This is a genomic window from Amycolatopsis sp. CFH S0740 (assembly GCF_004522315.1).
Taxonomy (GTDB): Bacteria; Actinomycetota; Actinomycetes; order Mycobacteriales; family Pseudonocardiaceae; genus Amycolatopsis; species Amycolatopsis nivea.
In genome coordinates this window covers 22,530-45,730 of the sequence record NZ_SDLS01000045.1, presented here as the reverse complement: position 1 = coordinate 45,730, position 23,201 = coordinate 22,530, and the positions used below count along the sequence as shown (strand labels likewise).

At 70.4% G+C, this 23,201-nt stretch carries 22 protein-coding genes; 9 read left to right on the top strand and 13 right to left on the bottom strand.

Annotated features, from left to right (window positions below):
• Positions 1-132 precede the first annotated feature (132 nt).
• Entirely contained in the window at positions 133-1,812 is a 1,680-nt protein-coding gene (locus tag EIZ45_RS42780) for a GGDEF domain-containing protein (RefSeq protein ID WP_043833253.1), read from the top strand.
• On the opposite strand, the gene EIZ45_RS42775 is transcribed toward EIZ45_RS42780, so the two are convergent.
• Positions 1,796-2,440, bottom strand: coding sequence for a response regulator (locus EIZ45_RS42775; protein ID WP_043833251.1), 645 nt, complete (start codon positions 2,438-2,440; stop codon positions 1,796-1,798). The two genes, EIZ45_RS42780 and EIZ45_RS42775, sit on opposite strands and share 17 nt — an antisense overlap.
• Entirely contained in the window at positions 2,437-3,636 is a 1,200-nt protein-coding gene (locus tag EIZ45_RS42770; RefSeq protein ID WP_043833249.1) for a sensor histidine kinase, read from the bottom strand. Before EIZ45_RS42770 ends, EIZ45_RS42775 begins: the two co-directional genes overlap by 4 nt.
• Before the next feature lie 83 nt (positions 3,637-3,719).
• Here EIZ45_RS42770 and EIZ45_RS42765 point away from each other — a divergent pair, with 83 nt between their 5' ends.
• A complete protein-coding gene (locus tag EIZ45_RS42765) occupies positions 3,720-4,445 on the top strand; it encodes a class I SAM-dependent methyltransferase (RefSeq protein WP_134736116.1) in 726 nt (241 codons plus the stop codon).
• A 159-nt stretch (positions 4,446-4,604) separates the two neighbouring features.
• Here the strand turns inward: EIZ45_RS42765 and EIZ45_RS42760 are convergent, their stop codons facing one another.
• Positions 4,605-5,147, bottom strand: a complete 543-nt coding sequence (locus EIZ45_RS42760) for a snapalysin family zinc-dependent metalloprotease (protein ID WP_134669685.1) — start codon at positions 5,145-5,147, stop codon at positions 4,605-4,607.
• A 173-nt stretch (positions 5,148-5,320) separates the two neighbouring features.
• Here EIZ45_RS42760 and EIZ45_RS42755 point away from each other — a divergent pair, with 173 nt between their 5' ends.
• Entirely contained in the window at positions 5,321-7,240 is a 1,920-nt protein-coding gene (locus EIZ45_RS42755; protein WP_134669648.1) for an AarF/ABC1/UbiB kinase family protein, read from the top strand.
• Positions 7,241-8,009: 769 nt separating this feature from the next.
• Here EIZ45_RS42755 and EIZ45_RS42745 read toward each other — a convergent pair.
• The 8 genes from EIZ45_RS42745 to EIZ45_RS42710 form a co-directional block, all read right to left on the bottom strand.
• Entirely contained in the window at positions 8,010-8,435 is a 426-nt protein-coding gene (locus tag EIZ45_RS42745; RefSeq protein ID WP_043827463.1) for a hypothetical protein, read from the bottom strand.
• A gap of 128 nt (positions 8,436-8,563) precedes the next feature.
• Entirely contained in the window at positions 8,564-8,962 is a 399-nt protein-coding gene (locus EIZ45_RS42740) for a metal-sulfur cluster assembly factor (protein ID WP_037814682.1), read from the bottom strand.
• Positions 8,959-9,408, bottom strand: a complete 450-nt coding sequence (gene sufU / locus EIZ45_RS42735) for a Fe-S cluster assembly sulfur transfer protein SufU (RefSeq protein ID WP_037814681.1) — start codon at positions 9,406-9,408, stop codon at positions 8,959-8,961. The genes EIZ45_RS42740 and sufU overlap by 4 nt, the downstream gene beginning before the upstream one ends.
• Positions 9,405-10,721, bottom strand: a complete 1,317-nt coding sequence (locus tag EIZ45_RS42730; RefSeq protein ID WP_037814680.1) for a cysteine desulfurase — start codon at positions 10,719-10,721, stop codon at positions 9,405-9,407. The genes sufU and EIZ45_RS42730 overlap by 4 nt, the downstream gene beginning before the upstream one ends.
• Positions 10,722-10,771: 50 nt before the next feature.
• A complete protein-coding gene (sufC, locus tag EIZ45_RS42725) occupies positions 10,772-11,542 on the bottom strand; it encodes a Fe-S cluster assembly ATPase SufC (protein WP_037814678.1) in 771 nt (256 codons plus the stop codon).
• 32 nt (positions 11,543-11,574) lie between these two features.
• Positions 11,575-12,747, bottom strand: a complete 1,173-nt coding sequence (gene sufD / locus EIZ45_RS42720) for a Fe-S cluster assembly protein SufD (RefSeq protein WP_134669652.1) — start codon at positions 12,745-12,747, stop codon at positions 11,575-11,577.
• A complete protein-coding gene (sufB, locus tag EIZ45_RS42715; RefSeq protein WP_037814676.1) occupies positions 12,748-14,196 on the bottom strand; it encodes a Fe-S cluster assembly protein SufB in 1,449 nt (482 codons plus the stop codon). It abuts the gene before it with no gap.
• Positions 14,193-15,044, bottom strand: a complete 852-nt coding sequence (locus tag EIZ45_RS42710) for a helix-turn-helix transcriptional regulator (RefSeq protein ID WP_370318243.1) — start codon at positions 15,042-15,044, stop codon at positions 14,193-14,195. Before EIZ45_RS42710 ends, sufB begins: the two co-directional genes overlap by 4 nt.
• A gap of 308 nt (positions 15,045-15,352) precedes the next feature.
• On the opposite strand from EIZ45_RS42710, the gene mptB reads away from it, so the two are divergent.
• The 5 genes from mptB to EIZ45_RS42685 all read left to right on the top strand — a co-directional run bounded on the left by mptB (position 15,353) and on the right by EIZ45_RS42685 (position 20,825).
• Entirely contained in the window at positions 15,353-16,969 is a 1,617-nt protein-coding gene (mptB, locus tag EIZ45_RS42705; RefSeq protein ID WP_134669689.1) for a polyprenol phosphomannose-dependent alpha 1,6 mannosyltransferase MptB, read from the top strand.
• Between the two features lie 6 nt (positions 16,970-16,975).
• Positions 16,976-17,902 (top strand): ABC transporter ATP-binding protein, encoded by a 927-nt coding sequence (locus EIZ45_RS42700; RefSeq protein ID WP_037814674.1) that lies wholly within the window; start codon positions 16,976-16,978, stop codon positions 17,900-17,902.
• Positions 17,899-18,687, top strand: a complete 789-nt coding sequence (locus EIZ45_RS42695) for an ABC transporter permease (protein WP_043827456.1) — start codon at positions 17,899-17,901, stop codon at positions 18,685-18,687. The genes EIZ45_RS42700 and EIZ45_RS42695 overlap by 4 nt, the downstream gene beginning before the upstream one ends.
• 142 nt (positions 18,688-18,829) lie before the next feature.
• A complete protein-coding gene (locus EIZ45_RS42690; protein ID WP_134669654.1) occupies positions 18,830-19,801 on the top strand; it encodes a heme A synthase in 972 nt (323 codons plus the stop codon).
• Positions 19,802-19,895: 94 nt separating this feature from the next.
• Complete coding sequence (locus EIZ45_RS42685) at positions 19,896-20,825, top strand: acyl-CoA desaturase (RefSeq protein ID WP_134669656.1); 930 nt, start codon at positions 19,896-19,898, stop codon at positions 20,823-20,825.
• Between the two features lie 129 nt (positions 20,826-20,954).
• Here the strand turns inward: EIZ45_RS42685 and EIZ45_RS42680 are convergent, their stop codons facing one another.
• Together EIZ45_RS42680 and EIZ45_RS42675 are read right to left on the bottom strand one after the other, a co-directional pair.
• The gene (locus EIZ45_RS42680; RefSeq protein ID WP_134669658.1) at positions 20,955-21,818 is read right to left on the bottom strand and encodes a RimK family alpha-L-glutamate ligase; all 864 of its coding nucleotides are present in this window, start codon (positions 21,816-21,818) and stop codon (positions 20,955-20,957) included.
• Positions 21,815-22,132 carry a hypothetical protein gene (locus EIZ45_RS42675; protein ID WP_134669659.1) on the bottom strand — a complete coding sequence of 106 codons (318 nt, stop codon included), beginning with the start codon at positions 22,130-22,132 and terminating at the stop codon, positions 21,815-21,817. The genes EIZ45_RS42680 and EIZ45_RS42675 overlap by 4 nt, the downstream gene beginning before the upstream one ends.
• Positions 22,133-22,224: 92 nt before the next feature.
• Between EIZ45_RS42675 and EIZ45_RS42670 the strand changes: the two genes are divergently transcribed.
• Complete coding sequence (locus tag EIZ45_RS42670; protein WP_134669661.1) at positions 22,225-23,196, top strand: quinone oxidoreductase; 972 nt, start codon at positions 22,225-22,227, stop codon at positions 23,194-23,196.
• Positions 23,197-23,201: the final 5 nt, after the last annotated feature.

Below are 23,201 nucleotides of genomic sequence, written 5' to 3'. Positions count from 1 at the left end.
TTTTTGCCTTGCCCGATCGAGCGAACGGGAAAAGCATTTTGTTACTCCGATCCGGTGGCCGAAGTGCCGCGCCGGTGAACATCAGCTGACAACGGTTTCGCGGCCCCCTTCGGCGGTGCGAGTATCGCGTCCGTGACGACGCTGCGTGCGGTCCGATTCGCCTTCCAGCCGATGTACAGCTTGCACACCGGCGGGGTCGTCGCGTACGAAGCGCTGGCCCGGCCGGGCCGGGGCACGGCGCACGAACTGCTCGCCGAGGCCCGCCGCGCGGGCAAGCTCACCGAGGTCGACCTGGGGCTGGCCGCCGCCGCGGTGCGCCAGGAGGCCGAGCGGCCCAGCGCGCTCCCGCTGCACCTCAACGTCTCCGCCCGCACGCTCGCGTCGCCGCTGGAGGCGTTCGACGAGCTGATCGCCGAACTCGGCGCGGCCGGACGGCGCACCCGCGACGTGGTGCTGGAGGTCGGACCGCCGTTCACGCACCTGCCCACCGGCCGTCTGCTCGACGGCATGCGCGCGCTCACCGAACAGGGCTTCCGGCTCGCGCTCGACGGCCTCGGCCGCGGCGACCTGCCGCTGGCGCTGCTCGCGCAGTCGCCGGTGGACCTGGTGAAACTCGACCGCAGCGTGCTGCGCGGCCTGCCCGGCGACCCGGCGTCGACGGCGGTCGTCGAGGCGCTGCTGCACTTCACGACGCGCACGAACATCCGGCTGGTCGCGACCGGCATCGAAACCGAGTCGCAGCTGGACGCGGCGCAGAGCCTCGGCGTCCGGATCGCGCAGGGCAACCTGCTCGCGCCGCCCGCCGCGCACCGGTCCGCGCCCGCATCCGGCGCGGTCATCCCGGAGGACCGGCGCACGCCCGCGCCGCCGCAGGCCCCGCGCGTCGGAGACTTCCTGCGCCCGGCCACGACCCTGCCGGTCGACGCGACCTGCGACGACGTCCGCGAGGTGCTCGCCGCCGCGGACGCGCCGAGCGGCGTGGTCGGCGTCGACGCGGACAACCGTCCACAGTGGTCAGTCGACCGGACCCGGTTCCTCGTCACCATCACCGGTCCGTACGGACACGCCTTGCACGCGAAGCGGCCCGCCGCCCGGCTGGCGGACAAACCGCACCTGATCGAGGCGGGCGCGAGCGCGCTGGAATTCCTCGAACTGGTCACCGACGCCGACTGGGGCCGCACCGGCGACGACGTCGTAGTGGTCGACGCGTCCGGGCACTGTCTCGGCGTGGTGCTGGTGACCGAGGTCGTGCGCGGGGTCGCCGAGGCGAAGGTCGAGGAGGCGGTCACGCTCAGCCCGCTCACCCGGCTGCCGGGCAGTGAAGCGGCGGCGCGCGACGTGGAACGCCGGATCGCGAGCGGCGAGCAGTTCGTGGCTGCGTGGCTGGACGTCGACGCCTTCAAATCGGTCAACGACAACGCTGGTTTCGCCGCGGGCGACGACCTGATCCGCGCCCTGGGCGAAACGCTCACCGACCTCGCCCGGCGGCTGCCGCGGATGCGCGTGAGCCACGTGGGCGGCGACGACTTCCTGATCGTGTGCGACGTCGACGAGATCGGCACGGTCGCCGCGGCTTTGCTGGACACGCACTGGTCCGCCGAAGGCATGCCGGTCACGGTTTCCCTGGCGACGCTCGTGTGCGGCAGCGGCGCCATTCCGTCCTATCGGGACGCTTCCCGGCTCCTCGCACCGCTGAAGAAACGCGCCAAAGCGGTTCCGGGTTCGAGCTGGGTCCTCAGCCGCCCCGGCAGCGACCGCGTCGAAGTCCTGCGCGGCATCGGCCGGGACGTCGCGATCAGCCGGTCGGCCTGACGAATCCCGACTCGTAGGCCCGGATCACCGCCTGCGTCCGGTCCCGCGCGCCCAGTTTCGACAGCACATTCCCGACGTGCGTTTTCACCGTCTGCAGCCCCAGGAACAGCTCCGCCGCGATCTCCCCATTGGACAGTCCCGCCGCCATCAGCCGCAGCACGTCGCGTTCCCGTTCGGTCAGGAAGTCCAGCGGGGCGGCGGCACCCGGCGCGCGGCGAGCGGCCATGCCCCGGATCGCGGCCGGGAACAACAGCGAATCCCCCGCCAGCACCGTGCGGATCCCGGCGACGATCTCCTCCGGGCGCGCGCGTTTCAGCAGGAATCCGCTCGCCCCGGCGAGCAGCGCGTCGTACACGTAGTCGTCGTTTTCGAAGGTGGTCACCACGATCACCTTCGGCGGATCCTCCACAGTGGACAGAAGATGCTCCGTCGCGCGGATCCCGTCCACCGCGGGCATCCGCACGTCCATCAGCACGACGTCCGGCCGCAGCTGCCCGACGAGACCCGGCACCTCCGCGCCGTCGGACGCCTCGCCGACCACAGTCAGGTCCGGTTCGCTGTCCACGATCGCGCGCAGCCCGGCCCGGATCAGCCGTTCGTCGTCCACCAGCAGGACCCGCACGCTCACCGGTTCCCCCACGGCACCGTCACCACGACCTCCCAGTTATCGCCGACCGGTCCCGCGGACAGCTTGCCACCCACCAGTTCCGCCCGCTCCGCCATGCCCCGCAGACCGCGTCCGCCGCGGGCGCGCGACGGCCGGGCCGAGCCGAGCGGATTCGCCACCGCCGCCCGCAGCTGCCCGTCCGCGACCGCCAGCGCGACGGTGACCGGCACCTTGCCCGCGTACCGCACCGCGTTGGTGAGGCATTCCTGCAGGATCCGGTACACCTCGCGGGAAACCACCGCCGGCACTTTCGCGAGGTCGCCTTCCACTTCGGCATGGCAATCCGTGCCGGACTGCTGTGTCACGGTGATCAGCGCGGGCAGATTGGCGAGACCCGCGTGCGGCGTCCGGTCGCGTGCTTCGTCGCGGAGCAGGCCGAGCACGTGGTCGAGGTCGTCGAGCGCGGTGCGGGCGGATTCCTCGATCGCGGTGAGCGCTTCCTCGGTGAAACCGGGGTCAGTGTGCAACGTCCGCCGCGCGGCCCCGGCTTGCAGCGTGACCACCGAAAGCGCATGCCCGACGGAATCGTGGAGTTCGCGCGCGAGCCGGGTGCGTTCGGCGAGCTGGTCGGTGCGGCGTTCGAGCTGCGCGATGCGTTCGGCGGCGGACCAGCCGAGCAACCGGGCGGCCACGCGGCGCAGCACTCCGCCGAGACCCCACACGACGTAGATCAGCACGACGAAAGCCGCCACGAACGCCGCGGGCAGCCACGCCGAAGCCCAGCCGCGCGGAACCGTCAGGTGGAAATCCGGCGTGTCGACAAGCCGACCGGTGAAGACCGCGTTGATCGCGAAGCCGAACCCGGCAGGCACCGCGAGCGTCGCGAGACCGGTGCACAGACCGGTCACGACGTGCAGCACGAACATCGTCGCGCACCGCAGCCGTCCGCGTCCCGGCGCGGGCTGGGCGAGCAGTTCCCGCACCGCCGCCGCCTCCAGCACGCGCACCGCGGGCAGGAACGCGGTCGCGGCCAGCACCACGAGCATCACGACGAACCCGGCGAGGCTCGCCCACCCCATCATCGTGGCGAACGGCACCAGCGCGGGCATCGCGACCATGGCGAGCAGCAGGTACGGCACGCTGAGCGCGGCGCCGAGGATCAAGTACACCCACCGGCGATAGGTGACCCCGCTGACCAGCGGACGGAAGAAACGCACCCGCCAATCCTGACAGGCGGCGCCAGCGGACGCCTCCCTCCAGGGCGGGACCCGGCGGCCGATTTTCTGGCACCGTGGACCGCATGCCGCCTGAAGAGAGCACCGTCGTCAACGACTACGACCTGCTGGCCGACACCTACACCCGATGGTCGGACACCGAAATCCAGAACGCCTACTACGAGCGGCCCGCCGTGCTGGCGCTGGCCGGGGACGTGGCCGGGCGGCGGATTCTCGACGCGGGCTGCGGCGCCGGGCCGTTGACCGTCGCGCTGCGCGATCGCGGCGCGGAAGTCTCCGGTTTCGACCTCAGCAGCGGCATGCTCGACATCGCCCGCGAGCGGCTAGGACCGGATGTGGACCTGCGCATCGCCGACGTGGCCGAGCCGCTCCCCTACGCGGACAACGCGTTCGATGACGTCGTCGCCTCACTGGTGCTGCACTACCTCGAAGACTGGGGCCCGACGCTCGGCGAGTTCCACCGCATCCTCAAGCCCGGCGGACGGCTGATCGTGGTGGTCGACCATCCGTTTGCCATTCACCTGCTGCAGCGGCAAGCCGGGCAGCAGACCGACTACTCGGCCACCTACGAGTGGACCGAGACCTGGGAAATCGACGGCCGCACCATGCCGATGAGCTTCTGGAACCGGCCGGTGCACGCGATGACCGACGCGTTCACGGCGGCCGGGTTCCGGATTGCGGTGCTCAGCGAGCCGAAACCGGTTCCGGAGGCGGAAAAGCTGTTCCCGGAGGACTACCGGATGCTGTGCGTCAGCCCGAGCTGCCTGTTCTTCGTGCTGCACGCGGAATGAGAGCGCGCAGGCCGGGTCCGCTCCGGCCTGCGCGCAGTCCTCAGTAGACAGTCGACGTAACCCCCGGCCGAGATCGTGCTCCCTGCGCGTGCCTGTTCTTCCGGCAGCAAGCCGAATGAGAGCGCGCAGGCCGGGTCCGCTCCGGCCCGCGCGCAGTCCTCAGTAGACAGTCGTCGTGACCCGCGTGCCCGCGGCGCGGACTCCGTTGGCCCACAACTGCTGCACCTTCGCCGACTCCTGCGCGTCCGGCTTCGCGTTGGTGCACGACGTGCCCGGACCGTGCCCCGACATCAGTTCCGTGCACGGCCCTTCGTAGTGGTCCGGCAGCCCGAGGTTGTGCCCGAGTTCGTGCGCGGCGATGCGGGTCGGGTCGTAGCCCTCCGCGACCTGGCTCGTGTCCAGGTAGACGTCGCCGTTGCCGTGTCCGTCGGTCTGCGTGTACGAGCCGCCGCTGTGCACCTCGTGGATGGTGATCGTCGCCTTGCCCTCGTCCTTGACCAGTTGCACGTCGGTGACCGCGGCGTTCCAGTTCGCCGCGCCCTGGTCGATCTGCGCGAGGTAGTCCGGCGCGCCTGCCGAGCTGTAGTAGACGGTGGTCGCCGCGGCGGCGGACGCGGCGGGTGCGGTCGCCAGGCCGAAGCCGAGCGGCACGGCGGCGACCGTGGCCAGTGCGGCGATCCGCCGGAACCCTCGTGCGTGCATCGTGTCCTCCGTACTCATCGGGGAAAGCAAGCAACCCTTTGTCCGCTCGATGACGTTAGAAGTTCACCACCGGGGCCGACTACGTCCGAAAGTAGGGCGCTCCCCCGCGAGAGGGAGGCCCGTCCCGCCCCGGCTGGATCCGCACGCGCCGCCGTGCTGGTGTGCTCTTCGGCATGCAAACGCTGCTGCTCGGCCTGGTGGCCTACGTCGTCGTGCTGTGGCCGCTCGTCGCCGCGGCCCGCAAAGTGCTCGGGGTGCGCGTCGGTCTCGTCCGCGCGCTCGGCGCCGCGCTGGCCGGCTGGCTCGTCGCGGGCACTGCCGTCCGACTGTTCCCGATCGCCGTGCTCACCAACGCCGGGGTCGCGATCGGACTGCTGATCCCGTTGGCGGGCAGCGCGCTCGCGGTGACCCTGCTGGTCCTGTTCGTCGCCGAACTCGCGGTTCCGTCCGGCGGATCGGGACTGTTCGCCCGGATGCGCTCGCTGCGATCCCGCGCGTCCCGCGCCCGTCGTTACTCGCGGATCATGCGCATCGCCATCCGCCACGGCCTCGGCTCGTTCCTCACCGGCCGCCGCACCGCGGGACCTGACGGCTCGGCGAAACTCGCGCGATCGCTGCGGCTGGCATTGGAAGAAGCGGGCGTGACGTTCGTAAAGCTCGGCCAACTGCTCTCGACCCGCGCCGATCTCCTGCCGCCGGTGTACATCCGCGAACTCAGCAAGCTGCACGATCAGGTCCCGCCCGCGCCCGAAGACGAGGTGCGCGCTTTGCTGCGGGAGGAAATCGACGTCACCGCCTTCGCCCACATCGACGACGAACCCCTTGCCGCAGCGTCGATCGCGCAGGTTTACGGCGCCCGGCTGCGGTCCGGCGCCGAGGTCGTCGTGAAAGTGCAGCGGCCCGGGATCCGCGAGCAGGTGGAACGCGACATCGACATCGTCCGCCGCCTAGCCGCCGTGCTGTACGAACGCGCCGGCTGGGCACGTTCGCTCGGTGTCCGGGAACTGGCCGACGGCTTCGCCGAATCCCTTGAGGACGAACTCGATTTCCGCACCGAAGCCGCGAACATCGAAGCCATCGCCGCACATCCGGTCCCCGGCGTCACGTTGCCGACTGTCCACAAAGCACTGTCCACAGAGCGCGTTCTGGTGATGCGCCGACTGGACGGCAAACCGCTCGCCACAGGTTCCGCGCACTCCCGCGAAGAACTCGCCCGCACTTTCCTGCGCGGCCTGCTAGACCAAGTGCTGCTCGGCGGGGTTTTCCACGCGGATCCCCACCCGGGCAACGTCTTGCTGCTCGAAGACGGCACCCTCGGCCTGCTCGACTTCGGCTCCGTCGGCCGCCTGGACACCGGCCTGCGCGCCGGCCTGCAAGCCCTGCTGCCAGCCATCGACCGCGGCGACCCAGCCGGCGTCCGCGACGGTTTGCTGGAAATCGTCAACCGCCCGGACGATCTCGACGAACAACGCCTGGAACGCGCCCTCGGCGCCCTGCTGGCCCGACACTTCGGCCCCGGCCGGACACCCGGTCTCGACCTGTTCACCGGCCTGTTCCGCGTCATAGCCGACTTCCGCCTCGCCGTCCCGCCGCCGATCGCCGCAGTATTCCGCGCCTTGGCGACCATGGAAGGCACCCTCGCGACGCTAGCCCCGGACTTCGACCTGGTCGCCGAATCCCGCGCATTCGCCACCGAACGCATCGGCCTGCGCCCGGACACCTTGCGCCGCACCGTCACCGACGAATTCACCGCCTTGCTGCCGGTGCTGCGCCGCCTCCCCCGCCGCGTCGACCGAATCGGCGCGGCACTGGAGGAAGGCAGACTGTCGGTGAACATGCGCCTGCTCTCCGACGAACGCGACCGCGACCTGGTGACCGGCTTGGTGCACGAGGTACTGCTGGCCCTGGTCGGCATCGCAACCGGACTTATGGCCGTACTGCTGCTGTCCAGCTCGAGTGGCCCGCAACTGGTGCCCGGACTGACGCTCAACCACGTGTTCGGCTACAACCTGCTGATGATCAGCGCACTGGCGGGGTTGCGACTGCTGTTCGTCGTCTTCCGACGCTCCGGACGGCGGCCCCGAACCCGCTGACCCCCGCCCCAACCCTGCTCGGCGAAGTACGTGAGGGGAACCCTCACGAACCCAGATTCCCCCAGGGTTCCCCTCACGACCAACTCCGGTNTGAGGGGAACCCTCACGAACCCAGATTCCCCCAGGGTTCCCCTCACGACCAACTCCGGTGCGCCCCAATGCGGCATTGGGTGCGTCAGACGCACCGAACGCCACATTGGGTGCATCCCACGCACCCAACGCCACATTGGGGCGCTACCCCACCCACCAACCGCAGCCGACGCACCCACGCACCGAGCACCCAGCCCGACCCGCAGCCGATGCACCCAACCATCGAGGCACCCAGCCCCTCCCCCGCACCCCGATACGAAGCCTCCCTGCGGGCGGTGGGTGCTTGTCAAGGCATCTTTCCCGCCTTGACAAGCACCCACCGCCCGTCAGCACAATCGGGCTTCGGGGTGCCCCACGCAACCAACAGGCGCAATGTCGCCCCCAGGCGACGAGCCGCCCGAAACCGCGACGCCCTCACCACCACAGCAAGTCACGCCAAGCATCACCCGGCCCAGCAGAGTGAAATACCCCTGCGCAACGGCATACGCACCAACACCGCCGAAAACCGGCGAAGCACGCAGAAAACCAGCGGCGGTGCCAGAAACCCATCGATCACCGAGCGAGGATCAACCGGCCCCGCGAATCCGTCACGCAGCCCAGAACCGCGCAGACGACCAACCCCCCTCTATCCACAACGGACACACAACCACCCACCCCCGTATAGGCCGTTATACAACCCCTACTCCCGAAGGATCGAATTAAGCGGCCGCCCAACATCCCCATAAGCAGGCATCAACCCAGGACTAACCGTGAAAGCGACCGTCCCGGCCAGCGCCACCACCACCGTCAGCCCGCCCAGCAGCGCGCCTTTGCGGGCCAGGTCGCCGCCGTAGCGCAGTCCTCCCCCGAGCCGCCCCAGGACCACCGCCAGCACCCCGGCCAGCAGCGCCAGGAACCACAACGCACCGAGCACCAGGACGAACACCTCGGCCACGAGCGGATACACCCCGGCGGTCAGCATCCGGGGCCGGACCAGCAGCCAGGCCAGCCAGGTGAGCACCGCGAGCGAGAAACTCACCGCGGCCACGGACACCGCTCCCACGGCCAGGCCGCGGCTGGGTCTTTGCTCGGAAGAACGCACGGATTCGGAGTCGGGTTCGGTCATTGACCAGTAATAGCACCCACCCCCGACAGAATCCGGCGTTCCGCCCGGCAGCGCCCGAACGCACCAGCCCGGATACGCCGAAAGCCGCCCCCGGCGAACCGGGAGCGGCCTTCTCGAAGCACGAACCGTCAGACAGTGAAACCGAGCGCCCGCAACTGCTCGCGACCGTCGTCGGTGATCTTCTCCGGGCCCCACGGCGGCATCCAGACCCAGTTGATCCGGAAGTCGTTCACGAGACCGCCGGACGTCAGCGCGGCCGACGTCTGGTCCTCGATCACGTCGGTGAGCGGGCACGCCGCGGACGTGAGCGTCATGTCGATCGTCGCGGTGTTGTCGGTCTCGACCCGGATGTCGTAGACCAGGCCGAGGTCCACGACGTTGATGCCGAGCTCCGGGTCGACGACGTCGCGCATCGCTTCCTCGACGTCCTCGATCTTGGCGATGTCGGCGGGGACGGCGGCGGACTGCTCGGGCAGGTCCGCGGCGGTGCGCCCCTCGCGCGGGTCGGTGGCCGTCTCTTCGCTCATGCCTTCTCAGCTCCTGTGGTGGTGCTGGACACCGCGTCCTTGAACGCCATCCAGCCGAGCAGGGCGCACTTCACGCGCGCCGGGTACTTCGCGACGCCGGCGAACGCGACGCCGTCCTCCAGTACGTCCTCGTCCGGTTCGACCTTGCCCTTGCCCTGCATCAGTTCCACGAACGCGTCCATGGTCGTGAACGCCTCGTCGACCGTGTGCCCGACGACCAGGTCGGTGAGCACCGACGCGGACGCCTGGCTGATCGAGCAGCCCTGCCCGTCGTAGGACACGTCCTCGACCTTGCCGTCGCTGACCTTCACCCGCAAGGTGATCTCGTCGCCGCAGGTCGGGTTGACCTGGAACGACTCCGCGTCGAACGGATCGCGCAGGCCGCGCCCGTGCGGGTTCTTGTAGTGGTCCAGGATGATCTCCTGGTACATGCTCTCCAGGTTCACTTCTCGGCCCCGTCCTGGGCCACCCCGAAGAACTTCTGCGCCTCGCGGATCCCGGCGACCAGAGCGTCCACTTCGGACAGCGTGTTGTACAGGTAGAAGCTCGCCCGCACGGTGGCCGGCACCGAGCAGGCCCGGTGCAGCGGCCACGCGCAGTGGTGCCCCACCCGCACGGCGATGCCGAGGCTGTCGAGCACTTGGCCGGCGTCGTGCGGGTGCACGCCGTCGATCACGAACGCGACGGTGGCGCCGCGGTCCTCCAGGTCGGTCGGCCCGACGATGCGCACGCCCGGGATCGCGCTGATGCCCGCGATCGCGGCCGCGGCCAGCTCGTGCTCGTGCGCCGCGACGCGGTCCATCCCGATGGCGGACAGGTAGTCCACCGCCGCGCCGAGGCCGATCGCCTGCGACGTCATCGGCACCCCGGCCTCGAACCGCTGCGGCGGCGCGGCGAACGTGGTGCGCTCCATCGTGACGAGCTCGATCATCGAACCGCCGGTCAAGAACGGCGGCATCGCGGACAGCAGTTCGGTCCGGCCGTACAGCACGCCGATTCCGGACGGGGCCAGCATCTTGTGCCCGGAGAACACCGCGAAGTCGACGTCCAGCGCGTGGAAGTCCACCGGGAAGTGCGGAACGGACTGGCAGGCGTCGAGGACGGTCAGCGCGCCGACCTCTTTCGCCTTGGCCACCAGCTTGGCCACCGGGTTGACCGTGCCGAGCACGTTGGACTGGTGTGCGAACGCGACCACCTTGGTGCGCGGCGTGATCACACTGTCCATGTCGGACAGATCGAGGCGGCCCTCGGCGGTGACCTTGAACCACTTCAGCGTCGCCCCGGTGCGCTGGCACAACTGCTGCCACGGCACGAGGTTCGCGTGGTGCTCCATCTCGGTGATGACGATTTCGTCGCCCTCGCCGATCCGGAAACGCTCCGCTTCCGGTCCGGCGGTGGCGGCGTTGCTCATCGCGTACGCCACGAGGTTGATGCCCTCGGTCGCGTTCTTGGCGAACACCAGCTCTTCCGGGTCCGCGCCGACGAATTCCGCGGTCTTGGCACGCGCGGATTCGTAGGCGTCGGTGGCCTCTTCGGACAGCTGGTGGGCGCCGCGGTGCACGGCCGAGTTCGACGTGAACACGTACCGCCGTTCCGCGTCGAGCACCTGCACCGGCCGTTGCGAGGTCGCTCCGGAGTCCAGGTACACCAAGGGTTTCCCGTCGCGCACGGTGCGCGTCAGGATCGGGAAGTCGGCACGCAGTGCCGCCACGTCAAGGGGAACAGAGTTGGTCGGGCTGTTCGAAGCCGTGGTGGTCATCGAGCCAACTCCTCTCTCTCGGTGTCGTCGGGAACGGGGCGCGGGGAACGTCAGGCCTTGGCCGGCTCGGCGGAGCCGACGTACTTGACGTAGCCGTTCTCCTCCAGCTCGTCGGCCAGTTCGCGGCCGCCGGACTCGACGATGCGGCCGTCGGCGAAGACGTGCACGAAGTCCGGGGTGATGTGCCGCAGGATGCGGGTGTAGTGCGTGATCAGCATGACGCCGACCTCGTTGCCCGCCTTGTACTCGTTGACGCCCTCGGACACGACGCGCAGCGCGTCGACGTCCAGGCCGGAGTCGGTCTCGTCGAGGATCGCGAACTTCGGCTTGAGCAGCGCCAGCTGCAGGATCTCGTGGCGCTTCTTCTCGCCGCCGGAGAAGCCCTCGTTCACCGAGCGCTCGGCGAACTCCTGGGAGATGCCGAGCTTGCCCATCTCCTCCTTGACCTCCTTGACCCAGTGGCGCAGCTTGGGAGCCTCGCCCCGGACCGCGGTGGCCGCGGTGCGCAGGAAGTTCGACATCGAGACGCCGGGCACCTCGACCGGGTACTGCATGGCGAGGAAGAGGCCGGCGCGGGCGCGCTCGTCGACGCTCATCTCCAGCACGTTCTCGCCGTCCAGCAGCACCTCGCCGGAGGTCACCGTGTACTTCGGGTGGCCGGCGATCGCGTAGGACAGGGTGGACTTGCCGGAGCCGTTCGGGCCCATGATCGCGTGCGTCTCGCCCGACCGGATGGTCAGGTTGACGCCCTTGAGGATCTCCTTGGCGCCTTCGTCGGTGGTCACCGACGCGTGCAGGTCCTTGATTTCCAGGGTAGCCATTCTTCGTTTCCTAAAGTCTGCGGTGGAGGGCGTCAGGCGCCGACGGCTTCGAGTTCGGCCTCGATCGCGGCTTCGAGGCGCTCGCGCACCTCGGGGACGTCGATCTTCACCAGGATTTCGTGGAAGAACCCGCGCACGACCAGGCGGCGGGCGGCTTCTTCGGCGATTCCGCGCGACTGCAGGTAGAACAACTGCTCGTCGTCGAACCTTCCCGTCGCGCTCGCGTGGCCGGCGCCTTCGATCTCGCCGGTCTCGATTTCCAGGTTCGGCACCGAGTCCGCGCGCGCCCCGGGCGTGAGCACCAGGTTGCGGTTGAACTCGTAGGAGTCGGTGGACTCGGCCGCGGCCCGGATCAGCACGTCGCCGATCCACACCGCGTGCGCGCCCTCGCCCTGCAGCGCGCCCTTGTAGCCGACCCGCGACTTGCAGTTGGGCACCGCGTGGTCGACGAAGAGCCGGTGCTCCTGGTGCTGGCCGCCGTCGGCGAAGTAGACGCCGAGCATGTCGACGTCGCCGCCCTTGTCGGTGAAGGTCGCGGTCGGCGAGATGCGGACCAGGTCTCCGCCCAGGGTGATCACGGTGTGCCGCAGCGCGGCGTCGCGGCCCAGCTTGAGGTGCTGCTCGGAGACGTGCACCGCGTCGTCGGCCCAGTCCTGGACGCTGACCACGGTGACCTTGGCTCCGTCGCCGATGACGAACTCGACGTTGTCGGCGTAGGTGCCGGACCCGACGTGGTCGAGCACGATCACGGCTTCGGCGAACGCCTCGGCGCGGACCTGCAGGTGCCCGTAGGCGACCTGGCCCTCGCCCGGGCCGTGGATGCGCAGCACCGACGGCGTCGACGCCTTCGTCTCCTTCGGCACCGTCACGACGGTGGCCTTGGCGAAGGAGGAGTACGCCTGCGCGGCGATGCGGTCGCTCGGCACGCCCGCCTGGCCGAGCCGGGAGTCGTCGCGGCCGACGGTCTCGATCTTCAGCTCGGGCGCGGCCTCGGTCTCCAGCGTGATCTCGCCGGAGGCGACGGCGGAACCGTCGTGCAGGCCGCGCAGGCGCTTCATCGGCGTGAAGCGCCAGTTTTCCTCACGCCCGCCGGGGACCTCGAAGGCCTCGACGTCGTAGGAGGTGAAGCGCTCCGCGCGGGAGGCTGCCGGGATGACGGCCCCCTCGCGGATGGCTTCGGAGACGTTGTTCTCTGCCACGGACATTTAGCCGACGGACCCTTCCATCTGCAGCTCGATCAGGCGGTTCAGCTCGAGCGCGTATTCCATCGGCAGCTCGCGCGCGATGGGCTCGACGAACCCGCGCACGATCATCGCCATCGCCTCGGCCTCGTCGAGGCCGCGCGACATCAGGTAGAACAGCTGCTCTTCGCTGACCTTGGACACGGTGGCCTCGTGGCCCATGGACACCTCGTCGTTGCGGATGTCCACGTACGGGTACGTGTCCGACCGCGAGATCGTGTCCACCAGCAGGGCGTCGCAGACCACGCTGGAGCGCGAGTGGTGCGCCCGCTTCGCGACCTTGACCAGGCCGCGGTAGGAGGTCCGGCCGCCGCCGCGCGCGACCGACTTCGACACGATGGTCGAGGACGTGTGCGGCGCGAGGTGCTCCATCTTGGCCCCGGCGTCCTGGTGCTGGCCCTCGCCCGCGAACGCGACCGAGAGGACCTCGCCCTTGGCGTGCTCGCCCATGAGGAAGACCGACGGGTACTTCATGGTCACCTTGGAGCCGATGTTGCCGTCGACCCACTCCATGGTCGCGCCCTCTTCGCACTTGGCGCGCTTGGTGACCAGGTTGTAGACGTTGTTCGACCAGTTCTGGATCGTCGTGTAGCGGCAGCGGGCGCCCTTCTTCACGATGATCTCGACGACCGCGGAGTGCAGCGAGTCCGACTGGTAGATCGGCGCGGTGCAGCCCTCGACGTAGTGGACGTAGGCGTCCTCGTCGACGATGATCAGCGTCCGCTCGAACTGGCCCATGTTCTCGGTGTTGATCCGGAAGTAGGCCTGCAGCGGGATCTCGACGTGCACGCCCTTCGGCACGTAGATGAACGAGCCGCCGGACCACACCGCCGTGTTCAGCGCGGAGAACTTGTTGTCGCCCGCCGGGATCACGGAGCCGAAGTACTCCTGGAAGATCTCCGGGTGCTCGCGGAGCGCGGAGTCGGTGTCCAGGAACAGGACGCCCTGCTCCTCCAGGTCCTCGCGGATCTGGTGGTAGACGACCTCGGACTCGTACTGCGCGGCGACGCCGGCCACGAGGCGCTGCTTCTCCGCCTCGGGGATGCCCAGCTTGTCGTAGGTGTTCTTGATGTCCTCGGGCAGGTCTTCCCAGCTGGCCGCCTGCTTCTCGGTGGACCGCACGAAGTACTTGATGTTGTCGAAGTCGATCCCCGAGAGGTCGGCGCCCCAGTTCGGCATCGGCTTGAGGTCGAACAGCTTGAGCGCCTTCAATCGGGCGTCGCGCATCCACTCGGGCTCGGACTTCTTCGCGGAGATGTCGCGGACGACATCCTCGTTCAGGCCGCGGCGGGCGCTGGCGCCAGCCTCGTCGGAGTCCGCCCAGCCGAAGGCGTAGTTGCCAAGGGACGCGATGGTCTCTTCCTGGCTCAACGGCTCGGTGGTGGGAGTGCGCTGCTCGGCAGCGGCAGTCATGCGGGTTTCCCTCCATTCGGGATCCGTGGTGCGTGCCCTTCGGGCGGCGGGGCCGCTGGTCCGGGCGTCGTGCGGTCCGGCTCGGGATGGGCCGGGATACCCGCCGGTCCGGCGGGTACGTGTGTGGTGCACGCGTTGTCTCCGCGCGCGATGGTCGCCAGCCGCTGGACGTGGGTGCCCAGCAGCTTCGCGAACGCTTCCGTCTCGGCCTCGCACAGCTGCGGGAATTCCGCGGCGACGTGCGCGACCGGGCAGTGGTGCTGGCACAGCTGCGCGCCGACGTTCGCGGCGGGGGCGCCCGCCCCGACCTGACGGGTCGAGGCAGCGTAGCCCTCCCTGCTCAGCGCGGTGGCGAGGGCCTCGGCGCGCTCGACCGGATCAGCCGATCCGGTGATCGCCTGCCGGTGCGGCCCGACGAGCCCCTCGACCCGGCGCTCGGCGAACGCGCGCACCGCGTCCGGGCCGGCGTGCTCGGCGAGGAAGCGGATGGCCGAGACCGCGAGGTCGTCGTAGGCGTGCCCGAACCGGGCGCGGCCCGCTTCGGTGAGCAGGAACAGCTTGGCCGGGCGGCCGCGTCCGCGCGGGCCCTTGCGGGGGGCGTCGCGGGTCTCGGCCTCTCCGTCGGCCTGCAGCGCGTCGAGGTGCCGCCGGATCGCCGTCGGGCTGATCCCGAGCTGCTCGGCGACCACCACGGCGGTCATCGGGCCCTGCTCCAGCAGCAGCCGGGCGACCTCGTGCCGGGTGCGCCCCTCGGCCACGTTCGCGGCGCTGACCTGCACGGGAACGCCGACAGCCGCGGTGCGCGGCTGCTCGCCGCGCCCCTCGCCGGTGGTCCCGTTCTTTTTCACAACACAAGTGTGTCTTATTTCCGGCCGCCGGGCAAAGGCGGGGTGTCGGGCAGTGACCCGACTCACGCAGAATCCGGCTCGCCGCGGCCGCACCCGCCCCAGGTCCGTGAGGGGAACCCTGACGGAATCTGATTCCCTCAGGGTGGCCCTCACGAACAACGAACCCGACCCCGCACCGGGACCGAACGGCTCGATACTCCGCGCGAACCGGACTCGATACGCTTCCGGGCGTGGCAGTCGGCGAGCACCCGGACCAACAGGCACCGGAACCGGACGTATCCGGTGATCCGGGCGGAACCGCGACCGCGCTGCCCGAGCCCGCTCCGTCGCCGGTCGGCCCGCGCCGCACCGATCCGCTGAACGCCGCCGAGACCCGCGGCCTCGACGCGGTCCGCCGCTTCGGCACGGTCGGCTCGCTGTTCCTCGCGCTCGGCTCGCTCGGAGCCGGCGCCGCGCCGGTGATCAACCCGGTGCAGGACCTGCCGGTGCTGCGGCTGTTCATCCGGATCCCGACGGTCTCCCTCGCGATCGCGTTCTCCGGGATGGGCATCCTGGTGCTGAGCTGGCTCATGCTCGCCCGGTTCGCCCGTCCGGCGAGCGCGCGGCTGGCCACCAGCGGGCAGCTCGCCCGCACCGTCGCGATGTGGGTCGCGCCGCTGCTGCTGATCCCGCCGCTGTTCTCCCGCGACGTCTACAGCTATCTCGCGCAGAGCGAGATCGTGCACCGCGGCATGGACCCGTACCAGCTCGGCCCGGCGCAGGCGCTCGGCGTCGCGGACCCGCTCACCGCGGGCGTCACCAACATCTGGCGCGAGACCCCCGCCCCGTACGGCCCGCTGCTGCTGCGGCTCGGCGGGTGGCTGGCCCCGGTCGGCGGCAACAACATCGTCGTCGGCGTGCTCCTGCAGCGCGGCCTCGCGATGGTGGGCGTGCTGCTGATCGTGTGGGCGGTGCCGCGGCTGGCCCGGCGGTTCGGCGTGCAGCCGGCCACCGCGCTGTGGCTCGGCGCGGCGAACCCGTTGCTGATCTTCCATTTCGTCGCGGGCGCGCACAACGATTCGCTGGCCATCGGGCTCATGGTGGCCGGGCTGGAGATCGGCATCCGGCGGCTGCCGGTGCGGGTGAAGGGAGACAGTCCGCCGCCGCTGGCGAAGGGCGAATTGCTCTTCATCGCGCTCGGCGTCGTCATCATCACCGTCGGCGCCACCGTGAAGATCCCGGCGGTGCTGGCGCTGCCGTTCCTGTCGGTGATGGTCGCGCGCAGATGGCACGGGCGGCTGAAGGACCTGGTGTGGGCGGGCGCGCCGATGGCGTTGCTGTTCGGCGTGGTGCTCACCGCGATCTGCGTCGGCACCGGGCTGGGCTTCGGCTGGATCGGCGCGACGGCGAGCACGCCGGGGCTGGTGCGGTCGTTCATCTCCCCCACCGCCGAGATCGCGAACCTCAGCGGCGTCCTCGGCATCACGCTCGGGCTGGGCAACCACACCGACGCGCTGGTGCCGATCCTCGGCACGCTCGGCAACGCGATCACCGCGGCCGTCACGATCAAATTCCTGTGGGCCAGCTTCAAATGGCGGTACCGGCCGATCATCGGGCTCGGCGTTTCGCTGGGCGCGGCGATGATCCTGCAGATCAACCTCCAGCCCTGGTACCTGCTGTGGGCGGTGATCCCGCTCGCCGCCGCGGCCGGGACGTCGCGGTTCCGGGTCGTCGCCACGGTCATCAGCGCCGGGCTGCCGTTCCTGCTGCCGCCCACCGGCGGCACCTTCGACGGCCGCTCCTACGTCCTGCCGTGGGCCTACGGCGCGGCCGCTCTGGTGACGCTGGCCGGCCTCGCGATCGTGCACCGGGTTTCGCCGCTGCTGTTGTCCAGGACACCTCCGGCGTCCCCAGCACCGCGCGCGCCCGCCGACGTCGTATCGTGATTCGTTGTGGACAACCCCGCCGTCGAGATCTCCGGCTTGGCGAAAAGCTACGGCTCCACCACCGCGGTCGACGGCATCGACCTGCGCATGGAGCGTGGCTGCGTGCTGGCCCTGCTCGGGCCGAACGGCGCCGGAAAAACGACCACTGTCGAGATTTGCGAGGGTTTCCGCAGACCTGACGCGGGCCGCGTTCGCGTGCTCGGCCTCGACCCCGTCGCGGACAGCTCCCGGCTCCGCCCCCGCGTCGGCATCATGCCCCAGGGCGGCGGCGCGTACCCAGGCGTGCGCGCGGAGGAAATGCTGCGGCTAGTGGCTTCCTGCGCGGCGAACCCGCACGATCCGGCGTGGCTGCTCGACGTGCTCGGGCTGGCCGGCGCGAAGCGCACCCCGTTCAAACGGCTTTCCGGCGGGCAGCAGCAACGGCTTTCGCTGGCGTGCGCGCTGGTCGGCCGTCCGGAGCTGGTGTTCCTGGACGAGCCCACCGCGGGCATGGACCCGCAGGCGCGGCGGCTGGTCTGGGACCTGCTCGCGGCCCTGCGCGCGGACGGCGTGAGCGTCCTGCTCACCACCCACCTGATGGAGGAAGCGGAAACGCTGGCCGACCAGGTGGTGATCGTGGACCACGGCAAGGTGGTCGTCGAAGGCACGCCGCATGCGCTGACCCTGGAGGCGGGCGAGGCGGCGCAGCTGCGGTTCCGCGCCCGCACGAAACTCGACACGACGCTGCTCGCGGCCGCGCTGCCGGAGGGCTACCGGGTCAGCGAAACCGCGCCCGGTTCGTACCTGGTGGAGGGCGCGGTCGACCCGCAGGTGGTTTCCGCCGTCACCGCCTGGTGCGCGCAACAGGGCGTACTGCCCGAACAACTGCAAGTCGGACGGCGGACGCTCGAAGAAGTGTTCCTCGAACTCACCGGACGGGAGCTGCGCGCATGAGTTCTCCGTTCCCCGCGGGCACTTTCGCCCCCGCGCCCGGCCGCGGTTCGCTCGGCAAGATGCTGCGCACGCACGCGCGCGTCGAGGCCGCGCTGACCCTGCGGCACGGCGAGCAGCTGCTGCTCACCCTGATCATTCCGCTCGCGCTGCTGATCGGCCTGAGCCTGCTGGACATCCTCCCGGCGAGCCAGCTCGGTTCGACGTCCAAAGTGGACTGGATGACGCCGAGGATCCTCGCGCTGGCGGTGATGTCGTCGGCGTTCACCGGCCAGGCGATCGCGCTCGGCTTCGACCGGCGGTACGGCGTGCTGAAGCGGCTTTCGGCGACGGCGCTGCCGCGCTGGCTGCTGGTGGCCGGACGGGTCGTGGCGGCGCTGGTCGTGGTGGCGCTGCAGTCCGTGGTGCTCGGCATCGTGGCGGCTTTCCTGGGCTGGTCCCCGTCGGCCGCCGGGATCGGTTCCGCGGTGGTGCTGCTGGTGCTGGGGACGCTGGCGTTCGGCGCGCTGGGCGTGCTGCTGGGCGGCGCGTTGCGCGCGGAAGCCGTGCTGGCGCTGGCGAACATCGTGTGGTTCGTGCTGCTGCTGGCGGGCGGGATTCTGCTGGCCCCGTCGGCGCTGCCGTCCGGGGTCGGGTTCGTGGTGTCGCTGCTGCCCTCCGGCGCGCTGGCCGAAGGGATGCGCGCGGCGCTGGTGGACGGCCAGTTCCCGCTCGGACCGGCCGCGGTGCTGGTGGTGTGGGCGGCGGTGGCCGGGGTGCTGGCGACGCGAACCACAAAACTCACCTGAATCCCACACCGCGATTTCCGCGCGGAATTTCGCACCGGAATGTGACCGCCGCCGCACCCGATTCCTTGCGCACGCTGGCAAATCCGGGTGGAACAATACCGCCGCGTGCAGGCGGGAAAACGCGCGCGAGTATTCTTTCGGCGTGTCCCTTCGCAGTTTGATCGCCCGCCTGCCGTATCCGTCCGCCGCGGTTCAGCGCGCGGTCGGGATCGCCGCGGTGGTCGCGCAGGCAGGCATCGGCGTCACCGGGTCCGTGGTGCGGGTGACCGGGTCCGGGCTGGGATGCCCGACCTGGCCGCAGTGCGTCGCGGGCAGCCTGGTGCCGGTGCGGCACTCCGGCATCGACGCGGTCACGCAGTGGATCGAGTTCTCGAACCGGATGCTGACCGGCGTCGTGATCGTGGTGGCCGCGCTCGCCGTGCTCACCGCGTGGCGGATCCAGGTCGACCACCCGGAGCGCAAGCGGCTGGTGAAGCTCGCCTGGACGATGCCCGGCGGCGTCGTGCTGCAGGCGGTCATCGGCGGGCTGACGGTGCTGGCGAAACTGGAATGGTGGACGGTCGCGATCCACTTCCTCGCGTCGACGCCGCTCGTGTGGCTGGCGGTCCTGCTGCTGAAGGCGTTCCGCGAAGGAGACGAACCGGCGCGCCCGCTGGTCCCGAAGCTGGGACGGCAGATGCTGGTGCTGCTGACGGTGCTGATGTGGGCGGTGCTCATCGCCGGCACCACGGTCACCGGCGCGGGCCCGCACGGCGGCGACGTCAACACGCATCGCCTCGACGCCCCGATCGAGCAGCTGGCCCGGATCCACAGCGGACTGCTGATCGCGTACCTCGTCGTGCTGGGGGTCTTCGGGCTCACGCTGATGCGCGTCGGCGCGCCGAAGAGCGTGTGGCAGCGGTACGCGTGGGTGTGGATTGTCGCGCTGCTGCAGGGTGTTCTGGGGACCGTGCAGTACGCGCTGGGCGTGCCCGAGGCGATGGTGTCCTTCCACGTGCTGGGCTCGGCGCTCGTGATCGTGGTGACGGCGGTGCTGTGGACCGGCACTCGCGACCGGGGTCCGGTCACGTCGCTGGAGCCCGCCGAGAAGCGGGAACTCGCCACCGCGAACTGACGGTCATCCGGGCGTAACTGCGAGTCGGCCCGACGGACAGGTCGGCGGCTTACCGTCGTCGCCGTCCGGCTTTCCGAAAGCCCGAGGTGCCGCCATGCCGACCGCCCCTGCCCGTGCCGCCAAACCCCTGCTCTCCGGCCGGCGCGGGACCGCCGAGATGCTCGTGCTCAAGACGTTCCTGCTCGTGCCGTTCGCCGCGTTGATCGCCGCCGTGCCGCTGGTGTGGGGATGGGGCATCGGCTGGACCGACCTGATCCTCGCGACCGTTTTCTACGTGCTCGCCACGCTCGGCGTGACTGTCGGGTACCACCGCTACTTCACCCACGGCGCGTTCAAAGCGGGCCGGCCGCTGCGGATCGCGCTAGCCATCGCGGGCAGCATGGCGGTGCAGGGTTCGGTGATCTTCTGGGTCGCGAGCCACCGCCGCCACCACGCGTTCTCCGACCGCGAGGGCGATCCGCATTCGCCGTGGCTGTTCGGCACCTCGCCGACGGCGCTGCTGCGCGGGTTCTGGCACGCGCACATGGGCTGGATGTTCCAGCGCGAGGTCACCAACGCCGACCGCTTCGCGCCCGACCTCGTCGGCGACCGCGACCTGCGCCTGGTGAACCGGTTCTTCTGGCTGTGGATCACGCTCAGCCTCGCCCTGCCCGCCGCCCTCGGCTGGGCGTTCAGCGGCACCTGGCAGGGCGCGCTGACGGCGTTCTTCTGGGCCGGGCTGGTGCGGATCGCGTTCCTGCACCACGTGACCTGGTCGGTGAACTCGGTGTGCCACCTGATCGGCGACCGCCCGTTCGCGAGCCGCGACCGCGCCGCGAACTTCTGGCCGCTGGCGCTGCTGTCCATGGGAGAGTCCTGGCACAACTCCCACCACGCCGACCCGACCTGCGCCCGGCACGGCGTCCTGCGCGGCCAGGTGGACGTGTCGGCGCGGGTGATCTGGGCCTTCGAACGCCTCGGCTGGGCGACGGACGTCCGGTGGCCCCGAGCGGAACGGCTGGCGGCCAAGCGGCGGACGGCTTGAGTTAGGCCAGTTGCTGCCGCATCGCCGACACGAATCGAGCCTGCGTAACGCGCAGCTCAAGCGGGCGACTCACATCCGCTCAGCTTGAGCGCAAAGTCTCCCCGCGAAACGCTGTGCAGCCTGCCCGAGCTAGGCCAACTGCTGCCGCACCGCCGACGCGAACCGCAACGGCGCGCCCGCGTCCGCGTGTCGGAAACCCAGCGACGGCTCGGTCAATTCCAGCTCCAGCACCAGCGGACGCCCGTCGTCCCCGCGGACCAGATCGACCCGTGCGTACAGCAGTTCCGCCCGCAAGATCCCGAGCAGCCCGCAAGCGGCGTCCAGCGCGTCCTCCGCCACCGCGCGCACCTCCGGGGCCGGGACGGCGGCCGCGAGGCGCTCCTCCCGGTACAGCCCGGAACTGTCCATTGAGGACTCCAGCGGGGCGAATTTCGTGAAGGCGTGCGAATAAACGCCGCCGAAATAGGTCACCGCGATCTCGCCCTGAGCGTCCACACTGGACTGATACGGCTGCACCAGACCCGTGCGGCCCTCGTCGTGCAAAGTGCGCAGATGCTGCTCCGCGTCCGCGCCGGCGGCGGAGAACCGGGCGGCGCCGCGGCCTCCCGCGCCCACCGAAGGCTTCACCACGAACGGCTTCTTCGGCCAGCGCGGTTTCTCCCCCGGCGGCACGATCTCGACCGGCACCGTCGGCACCCCGGCGTCGAGCAGTTCGCCGAGATACGTCTTGTCCGTGTTCCACCGCACGACCGCGGCCGGATTGCTCAGCCCGGGCACGTCCTCGCACCAGCTGAGGAATTCCTCGCGCCGCTCCGGGTAGTCCCAGGCGGCGCGCAGCACGACGATGTCCGCCGAGGCGAAGTCCGCGGCCGCGTCCCAGGCCGCCCAGCTCACGGTGAATCCGAGGTCCGCGAGCGCGGGCAGCACCGCGGCCTCGTCGCCGTCGCCCTCGGGCAGCGCGGCGCAGCCGACGAAAATCGCCGAGCTGGTCACCGGCCTGCTCGCGGCCCGGCCATCTTGCGCCGGTGCGCGGCACCGATTTTGACCGTCTTCACGGTTTCGCTGTCCCACTCCGCGGCCTCGAGGTCGTCGACCTGCTCGACCAGCGTGTTCCCGGTTTCGACGCCGGCGACCAGCACGTCGCCCATCGCCCCGTCCGGGCCCACGAGCACGACCCGCGCGCCGGCGAGGCCGATGTTCTCGACCACGGCGCGCGACGGTTTCCCGTGCTTCGCCACGAAGTCGCGGGCGGACGCCAGCTGGCGGGCAGTCGGCGCGGTCGGCGTGTTTTCGGTCTCCTCAGCCACGTCCGGAGCTTAACCCGAGACCCCCGCCCCCGCGGCCCGACCGTGTTCTCGGCCATAGTGGACGCCAGACGCGCCCATCTCGAGGAGGAACGATGCCGACCGCAGTGCAGGTGACCCGGACCGGCGGCCCGGAAGTGCTGGAACTGGCCGAGATCGAGCCCGGCCCGCCCGGCGCGGGCGAGCTGCTGGTCGACCTCGCCGCCGCGGGCGTCAACTACATCGACACCTACCAGCGCCAGGGCATCTACCCGATCGACCTGCCGTTCGTCCTCGGCTCCGAGGGCGCCGGGACCGTCGTGGAGACCGGCGAGGGCGTCACCGAGTTCGCCCCCGGCGACCGTGTGACCTGGCAGGGCGTGCTCGGCAGCTACGCCCAGCGCGCGGTGGTCCCGGCGAGCGCCACGGTGAAGGTGCCGGACGGAGTGTCCGACGAGCTCGCCGCCGCCACGATGCTGCAGGGCATGACGGCGCACTACCTGGTGCGTTCGACCTACGAAGTCCAGGCGGGCGACGACATCCTCGTCCACGCGGCAGCCGGCGGCGTCGGTTTGTTGCTGGTGCAGCTGGCGAAGGCGCGCGGCGCGCGAGTGCTGTGCACCGTGTCCACCGACGAGAAGGCCGAGCTCGCCCGCGGCGCCGGCGCGGACCACGTGATCCGCTACGACCGCGAGGACTTCGCCGCCGTGACCCGCGAGCTGACTGACGGCGAAGGCGTCGCCGCGGTCTACGACGGCGTGGGCAAGAGCACCTTCGATAGCAGCCTCGCGAGCCTGAAGATCCGCGGCACCCTGGCGCTGTTCGGCGCGGCCAGCGGCCCGGTGCCGCCGGTCGACCCGCAACGGCTCAACTCCGGCGGCTCGCTCTTCCTGACCCGCCCGACGCTCGGCCACTACCTGCGCACGCGCGAGGAACTCGACTGGCGCGCCGGCGAACTGTTCGCCGCCGTGCAGGACGGTTCGCTGAACGTCCGCATCGGCGGCCGCTACCCGCTCGCCGACGCCCGCAAGGCCCACGAGGACCTGCAGGGACGCCGGACGACCGGGAAGCTGCTGCTGATTCCCTGACTCGG